Annotated in this window: 8 protein-coding genes; all 8 read right to left on the bottom strand. The window is 69.0% G+C overall.

Annotated features, from left to right (window positions below):
* Positions 1–65 precede the first annotated feature (65 nt).
* On the bottom strand, positions 66–1,076 hold the full coding sequence (locus tag AB4Z48_RS08750; RefSeq protein ID WP_441613521.1) for a Bug family tripartite tricarboxylate transporter substrate binding protein: 1,011 nt from the start codon (positions 1,074–1,076) through the stop codon (positions 66–68).
* 121 nt (positions 1,077–1,197) lie between these two features.
* Positions 1,198–1,653: a MaoC family dehydratase gene (locus AB4Z48_RS08745; RefSeq protein ID WP_441613520.1), complete on the bottom strand. Its 456-nt coding sequence runs from the start codon at positions 1,651–1,653 to the stop codon at positions 1,198–1,200.
* Positions 1,650–2,816, bottom strand: a complete 1,167-nt coding sequence (locus AB4Z48_RS08740) for an acyl-CoA dehydrogenase family protein (protein ID WP_441613519.1) — start codon at positions 2,814–2,816, stop codon at positions 1,650–1,652. The genes AB4Z48_RS08745 and AB4Z48_RS08740 overlap by 4 nt, the downstream gene beginning before the upstream one ends.
* Before the next feature lie 15 nt (positions 2,817–2,831).
* Positions 2,832–4,031, bottom strand: a complete 1,200-nt coding sequence (locus AB4Z48_RS08735; RefSeq protein ID WP_441613518.1) for an acyl-CoA dehydrogenase — start codon at positions 4,029–4,031, stop codon at positions 2,832–2,834.
* 72 nt (positions 4,032–4,103) lie between these two features.
* A complete protein-coding gene (locus tag AB4Z48_RS08730) occupies positions 4,104–5,015 on the bottom strand; it encodes an SDR family NAD(P)-dependent oxidoreductase (protein WP_441613517.1) in 912 nt (303 codons plus the stop codon).
* 167 nt (positions 5,016–5,182) lie between these two features.
* Complete coding sequence (locus AB4Z48_RS08725) at positions 5,183–9,076, bottom strand: LuxR C-terminal-related transcriptional regulator (protein ID WP_441613516.1); 3,894 nt, start codon at positions 9,074–9,076, stop codon at positions 5,183–5,185.
* 89 nt (positions 9,077–9,165) lie between these two features.
* Positions 9,166–11,076 (bottom strand): AMP-binding protein, encoded by a 1,911-nt coding sequence (locus AB4Z48_RS08720; protein ID WP_441613515.1) that lies wholly within the window; start codon positions 11,074–11,076, stop codon positions 9,166–9,168.
* A 57-nt stretch (positions 11,077–11,133) separates the two neighbouring features.
* Positions 11,134–12,156 (bottom strand): Bug family tripartite tricarboxylate transporter substrate binding protein, encoded by a 1,023-nt coding sequence (locus tag AB4Z48_RS08715; RefSeq protein WP_441613514.1) that lies wholly within the window; start codon positions 12,154–12,156, stop codon positions 11,134–11,136.
* Positions 12,157–12,328: the final 172 nt, after the last annotated feature.

Here is a 12,328-nt window from a genome sequence, read left to right as displayed (position 1 = left end):
AAGGACTCCTGCGAACAGCGCGCAATGCGCTGGAAGGCCGGGAAGGCGGCCGTTGGCGGGAACGGCTATTCGGGCTGCATGCCGGCCGCTGCGATCAGTTGCTTCCACGTCCGCTGGTCCGCCACCACGGACTTGCCCAGCTCGGCCCCGGTGCCGGGGTTGGGCAGGCTGCCGCGGCTGGCATAGTGCGTCATCGCCTCCGGCGAGGCGACGAACTCCAGCGTAAGCCTGGCAAGCCTGTCCACGATCGGCGCCGGCGTGCCCGCAGGGGCGAACAGCCCGCTCCAGTTGATGCGCGACACCGCCTCCACCACCGGGCTGTTCTGCATGCCGGCTTCGGACAAGGTCGGCACATCCGGCATCAGCGTGACGCGCCGCGGACTGAGCACGGCCAGCGCACGCAGCTTGTTCGACTGGATCAGCGGCATCGCCGCCGTGAACTCGACCATGGCGAAATCCACGTTGCCGCCGATCAGGTCAGGCAACAGTGTCGCGGTCGCCTTGTAGGGCACATCCGTCGTCTTGATGCCCGCCGCCTCCGCGAACGCCGCCGCCATCAGCCGGTAGCCGGTGCTGCTGCTGGCGCCGTTGAGCTTGCCGGGCCGGGCGCGTGCCGCGTTGACGAGCTCCGTCACCGACTTGTACGGCGCACTTGCGCCCACCACCAGCGCGACCGGCAACGACGACATCCGCGCGACCGGGACAAAGTCCTTGCCGGGGTTGTACGGCAGTTGCTTGAAGAGATAGGGGTTGGCCGACATCGCGCTGGATGCGGTCAGCAGCAGCGTGTAGCCGTCCGGCGCCGCCTTGGCCACATAGTCACTGGCAATGATCATGTTGGCGCCGGGCCGGTTCTCCACCACTACGCTCTGCCCCAGCTTCTGGGCAAGGAACTTCGCCAGCAGGCGGGTGTAGTCATCGATGCCGGTGCCAGGACTCGCCACGGACACGATCTTGATGACGTGCTCGGGGTAGCGCTGTGCCTGCGCGCCGGCCGGCGTTGCGAGCGCCGCCAGCATGCCGCTGGCGGCGGCGGCCAGGATCCGGCGTCGCAGCGGTGAAATGCCATGGTGCATGGTGTCTCCTCCTCGTGTGTACTGCCCCGCGGGGCAGCGGGTCTTATAGGAAAAAACGGCGCCGCACGGGCGCCGGTTTTCATGCTGGGAGGACGCGAAGTTCCGTCCGTCAGCCCGATGCTCAGGGATACCGCCTCATAATCGATTCCGCAATGCAGACCGGCTTGCTGCCGCCTTCGCGCTCCACGAGCATCTCCAGCTTGAGCTGCGCGCCACCGTTGTCCAGCGGGTCGAACGACACCAGCCTGAAATGCGCGCGCAGCAGGCTGCCGACCGGAACCGGCGCGGGAAATCGCACCTTGTCCAGGCCGTAGTTGACCCCGGTGCTGCTGTTCCTGATCTTGTAGGCGGTATGCGAAAACGCCGGCAGCAGGCTCAGCGTGAGGAACCCGTGCGCGATCGGCGCGCCGAACGGCCCGCTCTTGGCACGTTCGGTGTCGACGTGGATCCACTGGTGATCGCCGGTCGCATCGGCAAACAGGTTGATGCGATCCTGCTCCAGCACCAGCCATTCGCTGGTCCCGATGGATTCGCCGACCAGCGGCTTCAGGTCACTGATGTTCTCGTAGATCTTCATGCTTGCGTTTCCTCTTCGCCCAGGGATGCTTGCAGCGCGCGCGCGTTGCAAGCCTCATGCAGGTCTGCGTTGCCGAACAGCACGTCCGCCACCACAGCGCGTTTGAAGTAATGGCCCACGGTGTACTCCTCGGTCATGCCGATGCCGCCGTGCAGCTGGATGCCCTGCCCGCTGACATAGCGCGCGGCGCGGCCGATCAGGGCTTTGGCCTGCGACACCGTGCGGGCCAGCTCGGCCTCGCCGTCGTTCTCGATCGAGGCCAGCAGCGCGTACAGCATCGAGCGCGCCACTTCGAGTTCGGCTGCCATGTCCGCCATGCGGTGCTGCAGCGCCTGGAAACTGCCGATGGGCACGCCGAACTGCTTGCGCACCTTGAGGTACTCGGCCGTGATCTCGATCGTCTTCTCCATGCCGCCGATCAGCTCGGCGCACAGCGCGGCGATGCCGTGCGTGAGGCCGTGGCGCAGCGCAGCCTGTGCGCCGCCGGCGTCGCCGAGCAGCGCGTCGGCCGGGACGAACACCTGGCGGAACGTCACCTCCGCGGCCCGGCTGCCGTCATGCAGCGGCAAGGCCACCGCCTGCACGCCGGCAGCGTCGGCCGGCACCAGGAACAGGCTGCACAGCCCGACCGAGCCGGACTTGCCGGGCAGCACCGCTGACACGATAAAGGCATCGGCATCGCCGCCCCCGAGCACCAGCGTCTTGGTGCCCTGCAGGTGGTAGCCGCCGGGCGCCGGTTCGGCGCGCATCGCCACAGGTTCCGGCAGACCGCGCGACTCCGCTTCGCTGTAGGCCAGTGCGAAGCGGCGCGACCCGTCCGCCAGCGCTGGCACCAAGGCGTCCAGCTGCGCGGGGCTGGCGGCCGCCGCCAGGGTCTGTGCCGCCAGCACCGCGCTGCCGAGGTAGGGCTCCACCACCAGGCCGCGGCCTAGTTCAGTGGCGATCAGCACGGTATCGATGATCGAGCCGCCCAGCCCCCCGGCCGCCTCCGGCAGCGCCGCCGCGAGCCAGCCGTTGTCGGCAAAGGTCGCCCAGTGCCGGGCGTTGCAGGTCTCGGCGGACTTGACCCGCGCCGTGCGCGCCTCGAAGGCGTAGTCCCTGTCGACAAAGCGGCGCACGCTGTCCTGCAGCAAGCGCTGTTCGTCAGTCAAATTGAAATTCATGATCGGTCAGTGCCTTCAGAGTTGGAACATTGACTTTGCGATGATGGAACGCTGCACCTCACTGGTACCGCCATAGATCGTCGAGGCACGGCGGAAGAACATCTCGTTGGTGATGCCGCGGGCGACGTCCTGGCCCGGCAGCGGCGCCGCGGCATCCCCGTCCTGCGGCGTCGGATATGCCACGGCGCCGTGATCCCCCAGCGCTTCGGACAGGAAGCAGCTCATCTTCTGCTGCAGCTCGGTGCCGCGGATCTTCAGGATCGATCCCATCGCATGCGCGGCGGGACTGTGGTCCTCTTCGAGCGCCGCCACGCGCTGCACCAGCGTGGCAATCGCGGCAAGCTCCGCCTCGAAGCGAGCCAGCTGCAGCGCAAACTCATGGCGCTCCAGCAGCATGCTGCCGCCCGGATGGCGGTGCGTTGCCAGCGCGCGGATCTGCGTCAGGTAGCGGCGCAGCATCGGCAGGTCGGCGGCGGTGGCGTGTTCGTTGTTGAGCAGGAACTTGGTGATCTTCCAGCCTTCGCCCTCGGCGCCCACCAGGTTCTTCACCGGTACGCGCACGTTGTCGAAGAAGGTCTCGTTCAGGTGGTGGCAGCCATCGATGGTGACGATCGGGCGCACGGTGATGCCCGGCGTCTTCATGTCGACCAGCAGGAAGCTGATGCCGGCCTGCTTCCTGACCTCGGTATCGGTGCGCACCAGCAGGAAGATCCAGTCCGCGCGGTGCGCGTAGCTGGTCCAGATCTTCTGGCCGTTGACCACGTAGTGGTCGCCGTCGCGCACGGCGCTGGTGCGCAGCGATGCCAGGTCGGAGCCGGAGCCCGGCTCGGAGAAGCCCTGGCACCACTGCCGTGCGCCGCTGAAGATATGCGGCAGGTGCTCGGCCTTCTGCTCGGGCGAGCCGAAAGCGTTCAGCACCGGGCCAAGCAGCTTCTGCGCGCCGGTGTCCTGCGACGGCGCGCCGACCGCCGTGCATTCCTCGTCGAATACCAGGCGCTGCATCACGCTCCAGCCGGTGCCGCCATGCTCGGTGGCCCAGTAAGGCGCGCCCCACCCCTTCTCGTTCAGGATGCGCTGCCAGCGCGTGAGCTCCGGCTTGGGCGAGCGCGTGCCGATGCGGATGCGCCCGCTCAGTCCGGCGGGCAGGTTCTCGCGCAGGAAGGCGCGAACCCGCTCGCGGAAGGCCTCCAGGCCCAGGTCACGTTGAAAATCCATGCTTTGTCTCCTCGGACGCGGCTGGCAGGCCCGCCAGGGCGATTGCCGCCGCGTCGGCTTCAGGGCTGGTGGTCAGACCGGGTCCCAGCCGAACACATCGCGCGACAGGTCCAGCTTGAAGAACGAGCCCTCGAACATCGGGATGGCGCGCTCCACGCACGACTCCACGGTCCAGCCTTCGCTGTTGTGGGCGGTGCGGATCGGGCGCGGCTGCGAGAACAGGTAGACCTCGTTGTTGCGCACGCCGAAGATCTGGCCGGTAACCTGCTTTGCCTGATCCGTCAGCAGCGCGAGCGTGAACGGCGCGATCTTGCCGGCTTCGAGGCGCATATTGATCTTCATGCGCTCGGCCGCTTCCGGCGTGTTGGTCGGGATGCTGCCGACCATGCGCGTGAACGCGAACGGCGCGATGCAGTTCGAGCGCACATTGAACTTCTGCATGTCCACGGCGATGGACTTGGACAGGCCGACGATGCCGAGCTTGGCCGCCGCGTAGTTGGCCTGGCCGAAGTTGCCGATCAGTCCGGAGGTGGAGGTCATGTGCACGAAGGCGCCGCCCTCCTGCGCCTTGAAGTGCGGCGCGACGGCGCGCGAGACATTCCAGCTGCCCTTCAGGTGCACGCGGATCACGGCGTCGAAGTCGTCCTCGCTCATCTTGTGGAAGATGATGTCGCGCAGGTTGCCGGCATTGTTGACCACGCCGTCGACGCGGCCGTACAGGTCCAGCGCCTGTTGCACGATCTTCTGCGCCGAGGCCCAGTCGGCCACGCTGTCGGTATTGGCGGCGGCCTCGCCGCCGGCCGCGCGGATCTCGTCGACGGCCTGCTGGGCCGGTCCGGCGCTGCCGCCGGAGCCATCGATATTGACGCCGAGGTCGTTGACGATCACCCGGGCGCCCTGGCGCGCGGCTTCCTGCGCAATCCCCTTGCCTACGCCGGCACCCGCGCCGGTCACGATGATGACTTTCCCTTCGAGCAAGCTCATGTTTGATACTCCAGAATGGATCGATTTGTTCAGGCTATCGGCAGGCTGGATGGGTTGCTGCCTCGGTGAACATGATTGCGGCCGGCACGCCGGCGAGCACTCCCCAACCCGGGGGGCGCTCCAGAACGGTGCTTATGGAGCGGGATACAGCGCTGCCCCCCGCGCAATCACGCCTGCGCCGGCACCGTGGCGCTCAGGTCGCGCATGCGCGCTGCCGCCCCGCCGCGGCCGCCGACACCGAGCTTGGCGTAGATGTTCTTGAGATGCCATTTGACGGTCTCGGCCGAGACATTGAGCACCTTGGCAATCTTCTTGTTTGACATCGCCTGCGCCACCAGCACCAGGATCTCGCGCTCGCGCTCGCTCAACGCGGCCATGGGGCTCGCGGCCCCGCTGTCGGGCACCTGTTCCTGCCGCGCCGCGGCGCTGCCCGACGCCTGCTGCAGGCGCTCGACGTAGAACGCCAGCACGGGCTCGCCCACGGCGTCATGGACAAGGCGGCTGAACCGGTCGGGCGTGCCTTCCAGGACATCGAGAAGCGTCCGTGTCAGCCCGAGCCGGTGGCCTTCGCGCACGGCGTGGACGAAGTCCTGGCGCGCGGCCTGCGCCTCGCCGAGGCCCAGGCGCGCGATGGCGAGCTGCAGCCGCAGGCTGACCGCGCCCAGCGCCTGCTCGCTGCCGGCGAGCAAGAGCTGGATGCGCTCGATCGCGTTGGCATAGTCCTTGGTGTGCAGCGCCATGTCGACGCCGGCGCGCGCGGCCGCCCGCGCAGTCTGGGCCGCCCGCTCCGGGCCGGCCCCGGCATAGCGCTCCGCCAGGCCCTGGATGCACTCCAGCACCACATTGGCGCGCTCCATCTCGTCGCGCTGCAGATGGCGGCGCAGCCGCAGCACCAGCGCCTCGGCAAGCAGCCGGTCCAGGCCGTAGCGCACCGCATACGCCTCGAGCCGGTCCAGGTAAGCCAGCGCCTGCGCATGGCGGCCCGCGAGCCAGTGCGCATTGGACAGCACCAGGCAAGCGCGCAGCACGATCTCCGGCAGCGACACGCGCTCGAGCACCTCGATGCGCGGCTCGAGCAACTGGCAGGCTGCCTCGGTTTCGTTCAGCTCATACAGGGTATCGGCCAGCAGCCCGGCGGCCATGCAGGCCAGGCCAACGTAGGCGGCACCGTGGCGCTCGGCTTCTTCCATCACCTCGCGTACGATCTTGCCGGCCAGCTTGAGCTTGCCCTCGCGCGCCAGGCTGATGGCATGGATGCAGCGGCCGAGCTGGCCGCTGCGCGGCGCGCCGGTGCGCATCTCGGCTTCTTCCAGCACGCTGCGGGCCAGGCCGTAGTCGCCGCGCGCGGTGAGAAGCCATGACAACACATTGCCACGCGAATGCCAGGCAAAATCATCGATGTCGTCCGGCACGTCCCACAGGCGCGGCAGCATGGCCGTCGCCGCGTCGGTGTTATCCAGTTGCAGGGCCAGCCCAGCCCGCAACAGGCACAGCGTGTAGCACTCGCGCGCATCCAGCCGGTCCTGCTGCGATTCCATCTGGTCCAGGCTGCGCTGCAACTGGTCGAAATCCCGGGCGTAGAGCTGCAGATAGGCATTGACGACATGCAGGCCGAAACGCCCCTCCACCTGCTCCGTCGGCAGCATGCGCATCAGCCCCGCCACCTGGTGCAGCTTGCCGCGCGACAGCAGCGCGTGCGCGCAGCCTTCGACCATGCCCGCCGCCATGTCGGCGTGGCCGGCGCTGACGGCATGGAACACGGCCTCGTCCAGGTGCCCGCGGCGCTCGAACCAGCGCCATGCCGCGGCGTGCAGCGCGCGCTGCCCGGCCTCGCCGCGGCCGGCCAGGCGGTCGAGCAGCGTTTCACGCAGCAATGGATGGATGCGGTACCACGTCTCGTGGTCGGCACCGTCTTCCGAGGTGATGAACAGATGGTCGGCCACCAGCCGGCCCAGCCGGGACTGGATCTGGGCAATGCCCGCAAGGGGCCCGACAATGTCCGCGCAAAGCGGTGCGCTGAAGCGCTGGCAGATGGCCACGCTGACCAGCATGTCCAGGTCGGCCGGTGCCAGCCGCGCCAGCACCTCGCGCCCGAAATAGCCGGCAAATGCGCCGGTATCCTGCATGCGCGTCAGCGCGGACCTGCCGCCCTGCCGCGTGCGCAGGTCGACGGCAAAGAGCTGCAGCCCCGCCACCCAGCCGTCCGTGAGCGCATGCAGCGCAGCGGCATCGCTGCTGCCGATGGCGCCGAGCTGCTCGCGCAGGAAGCGTTCCGACTCGTCCTGCGTAAAGCGCAGGTCGCGCATGCCGAACTCCGCCACCGTGCCCTGCAGGCGCAGCCGCTCCATCGACAGCTCCGGCGCGCTGCGCGAGCTGAACACCAGGTGCAGCGGTGGCGGCGCATAGTCCAGGAGCCATTGCAGCGCCTGCAGCACGCGCGTGTCGGCGATCTGGTGCAGGTCATCGATCATCAGCACCAGCGCGCGCTGTCGCTGGGCCAGCGCCTGGACCAGCGTGATCACCCAGAGTTCGATGGCGGCCTCGCTGCAATCGGCGCCGACCACCTGCGCGGCGGCGGCGGCGGCGCCGGGGTCGGCTTCGCCGATGCTGGCCAGCAGGTAGTCGAAGAAACGGGCGGGCTCGTTGTCCTCCGCCGCCAGCGACAGCCAGCACACGTCATACCCGAGCGGCAGGATGGCCTTGCGCCACGCCATCAGGGTGCTGGTCTTGCCACTGCCGGCATGGCCCTGGATCACCACGCAGCGCTGGCGGCGCGCTTCAAGCAGCCGGTTCAGCAGCGCCTCGCGCGGCATGAGCTGGCGTGCGCCGCGCGGCGGCTGCACCCTGATGCTGGCAATGGGTCGCCACTCAGGCGCAGGCACCGCGGTGCCGCCCGTTCCCGGCAAGCGCTCTGCGGATGACGCATCCGCCAGCAATCCGGTCGGGCCGGCGGCGGCGGGCACGTGCCCCGCGTCAGCCGAGCCGCGGATCCATTGATACGCGGTGCCCGTGCCGGTCTGCATGGCGGACTCGATGGCCGCGAGCAGTTCGGGAATGCCGGCGGGAAAGCCGGCCGGGACGCCCCCCGGCCCCTGGCCCTGCGCATCGCGCAGGAAGCGCTGCACCAGGCGCAGCCAGCTCGCCACGCTGGGCGCGAGCTGCACGCTGATGCGCGGATGCTGCCGCAACCAATGCTGCAACGATGCATCGTAGTGGCCGGCATGGCTGACCGCCAGCACCAGCAGCCGGCATCCGGGCCCCGCCGCGGCGTCGGCCCGGTGCAGGAACGTCGGCCATGCCTCATCGCGGACGATACCTGCCGGCGCATCGGGCAGGCTGCCGTCCAGCATCGTCAGCGCCGTCATCAGCGAGACCGCGAGGCTGCGCTGATGGGCCGGCAGCGAACGCATGTGGCAAGCGCCCTGCCGCGCGGGCGGCACGGCCACATCGCTGTCGCCCGCGTCTGCGATCGACAGCACCAGCGCATGGACGTGCGGCGCGGCATGGAGGGCAATGACTTCCTGCCTCATGACGGATGGTGCCATGCCATCCCCGGCGCTGGCGTCGGGGGGAACCACGCCGCCCGGGGCGATCCGTTGCGGCGCGGCGCCGGCAAGCTCCTGCGCCGGCATGCCGTAGCCGTGACGGCTGGCGCCGGGCTTGAGGCCTGCCGCGCGCCAGTGGCGCGAGACGCTGGCCGCGCTCACGCCGAGTTCGGCGGCAAGGGTGCGGGTGCTCCAGCTGCGTGGCGCTTCTGCGTTCTCGCAATGGGTCAGCATCGCCAGGCGGGCAACATCCACCTTCACCGGCGGCGCGCCGCGCGGCAGGTCCTGCAGGATCCCGCCCAGTCCCGCCATCACAAAGCGCTCGCGCCAGCGTGCCACCTGTGCCCGGCCGACGCCGAGTTGCGGTGCAATTTCCTTGTTCTGCTCGCCATCGGCGGCCAGCAGGATGATGCGCGCGCGCTGCGCCAGCCGGGCCGGCGCGTCGGCGGCGCGGGTCAGCGCCTCGAGATCGGAGCGTTCCTGCTCCGTCAGGGTGATTCGGGGGGCAACACGCATGGACAGCCTCTGCGGATTGACGATGGCTTGGAGCCATGGAAATGCGATAGCGGTGCGTTGGCGCACCGCCGGCAGGACGCTTCGGCGCCTCAGCCCTGTGCCGCAACGGCGGCGGGCACGGGCTCCTGGTACAGCGTTTCGATCAGCGGCTTGCGGCGTTCGCGCGTGGTGGCCTGGTTGATGTAGCCCTTGTCGGCCACTTCATTGGCATCGATCGACGCCGGCTCGGCCATCAGCAGCACGCGGCGCACCTGTTGGCTGACGCCGCCACCGGCGCCGTTGCGCAAGCGCTGTTGCACGGCCTGCAGCACCAGCGGATGCGATACCAGCGCCGCGGCGCCCAGGGCGGCCAGTTCGGGTGCCAGCGCCTGGCAGGCCACCACGTTGGGCCATGCCAGCGCCGCCACGTAGCCCCGGTCATGGCCGCAGATCACCGCGTCGGTCAGCAGGGGCGCGCATTGCTCGAGCAGCGCCACGCGCACGGCGCCGGTGCGCACCCAGGTGCCGTTGACCAGCTTGAAGTCCTCCACGCAGCGCCCGGCATAGCGCAGCCCTTCGGCCGGCGCGTGCGCCACCGCCAGCCGCACGGCATCGCCCATGCAGTAGAAGCCCTCTTCGTCGAAGGCGGCTCCGGTCAGGTCCGCGCGACCGAGGTAGCCCTTGAACAGATTGCGGCCGCGCATGCGGATTTCATAGCGGCCGTCGCCGCCATCGAGCGGCACCAGCTTGACTTCGACGCCGGGCGCCGGCATGCCGAGGTTGCCGGTCTCGTCGGTCGGCCGGCTGAAGTTCAGGCCCATCGCGGTGGTCTCGGTGGCACCGAAGCCACTGGTGAACAGGATGCGCTCGCCGGTGATGCGCTCGGCCAGGCCCTGGAAGCGCGCATAGACGTCGGCCGGCAGGCTGGCGCCGCCGAAGCTGACGAACATCAGCCTCGCAAAGAAGGCGCGGGCCAGTTCGTCATCGCGCTCCAGCTCGGTCACCAGCATGGCCCATGCCGCCGGCACGGTGGCGAACATGGTCGGCGACACCTCGCGCAGGTTCTGCAGCGTGCGCGCGAACTGGCCCGCCACCGGACGCCCGTCGTCGATGTAGTAGGAAGCACCCAGCACAAAGGCACGGCCGAGGTTGCCGACACCGCCGAAGACATGGCTCCACGGCAGCCAGTCCAGCACCACCGCGCCCTGGTAGACCGGCGCGGCATGCGCGAACAGGAACTGGCCGATCAGGGCCTGGATGCTGGCGTAGGAGATCTCCACGCCCTTCGGCACACCGGTGGAACCCGAGGTGAAGAAGATGCGCGCGGTATGCTCGGGCCGCACCGCGGCATGCGCGGCCTCGAGCCGCGCCAGGCGCTGCGGCGTCAGCGCGGTTTCGCGCAGCGCCTCCCATGCCACCTGCCCCGCGGCCGCGCCCTCCACCGCGATGACCGCCCGGGCCGGCACCGCCAGCGCATCCAGCGCACGCGCAAACTGCGGCGCCGACTGCACGAAAACCGCCGCTGGCGCCAGCAGCTGGTGGATATCCCTGAGCCGCACGAAGTCCTTGCTCTGCAGCGAATACGCGGCGGAGGTCGCGGCACAAGGGATGCCGGCATATTCGGCGGCCGCGACCAGCAGCGCATGCTCGATCGAATTGCCGGAAAGGATCATCAGCGGCTGCTGGCGCGACAGGCCCATCTCCAGCAAGCCGGCCGCCACGGCCAGCATCTGCCGGTGAAAATCGCCCCAGGACAGAATGCGCCACGCGCCGGCGCTGTCGCGCTGGGCCAGCGCAGTCTGCGCGGCGCGCTGCTGCGCCCAGCCCTGCACGAAGCCGCTGAACCCCAGATGGGGGGATGGCACCGGCTCGGTGGCCGCGCGCAGCAGCAGCGTGCCGTCCGGCCGCGCCACATGGATGGCGTCGGCCGTGCGCAGCGCGGCATCACGGTAGCGAGGCGACGTAGCGGGCATGCCGTGCGTCAGGGCGGCCTCCGTGGCTGGGTGGCGATGGTTCAACATTGTCTTCAGTCTCCTCTGCTTGCGCCCTGGACCTGTCATCTCCAGGGCCGATATCGGTCAGTCGATGGTGGCGCCCGAGCGCTGGATGGTGGCCTTCCATTTGCTGCGCTCGGCCTTGACGAAGTCAGCGAACGGCTGAGCGGACATCGGCAGCGGCACGCCACCCATCTTGTGGATGGCATCGACGGCCGCCGGGTCCTGCAGCATGCGGCCGATGCCGGCCTGCCACCTGGCTACGACAGCGGCCGGCGTGCGCGCCGGGAAGAACAGGCCGATCCACGAAGTGGACTCCGCCTCGGGGTAGCCGGCCTGCGCGATGGTGGGCACCTGCGGCAGCGCCGGCAGGCGCGTGGCGCCCGTTACTGCCAGCGCGCGCAGCTTGCCGGCCTGGATCTGCGCCAGCGTGGACGCCGGATAGTCGAAGGTCATGTCGACCTGCCCGGCCAGCAGGTCATTGATGGACGGCGCGCTGCCCTTGTACGGGACATGCACAAACCTGACGCCGGCCTGCGCCTGGAACAGCTCGGCGGCCAGGTGCGTGCCGGTGCCGTTGCCGGCGGAAGACACGGTCAGCTTGCCGGGATTGGCCTTGGCAAAACCGACCAGCTCCCCGACGGACTGGTACGGCAGCCGGCTGTTCACGACCAGTACATTGGGAATGGAAACCAGCCCCTGCGCGGCGACGAAGTCCCTGGCCGGATCGAAGCGCAGCGCCTTGTACAGGTACTGGTTGCTCGCCATGGTCCCTTGCGTGCCCATCAGCACCGTGTATCCGTCCGGCTCGGCGCGCGCCGCCAGTTCGGTGGCCAGGTTGCCGCCCGCGCCGGGACGGTTGTCGACAATGACGCGGATGCCGGCATCACGCGTCATGCGCGCTGCTACCAGCCTGCCCAGCTGGTCGGTGATGCCGCCAGGCGGCCCCGGCACCACGAGCGTGACCGGCTTTTCGGGATAGGTGCCCTGCGCCTGTGCGGGCTGCGCTGCCCACGCCAGGGCGCCGGCTCCGAATGCCGCGGCACAGGTAGCGGCCAGTGTCCACTTACACAGGCGCCAGCACCGTTTTACAACGGATCTTTGCATTTCCAGTCTCCATTTCAGCGCCGGTGCTCCGGGACGGTGCCGGGCAGCCGAGGTGCGATGTGTTCTTGTCGCTCATCTTTCATCTACGAGCATTCGGAGCAATCCACCAAATGCCGTACTTAAAGATACTACGCCATTTCGTACTTATCTACCAGTGGTCGTAGAAATGACG

Origin of the sequence: Cupriavidus sp. 2TAF22 (genome assembly GCF_052115045.1) — a bacterium.
GTDB lineage: Bacteria > Pseudomonadota > Gammaproteobacteria > Burkholderiales > Burkholderiaceae > Cupriavidus.
This window is presented reverse-complemented; position numbering and strand designations above follow the sequence as displayed.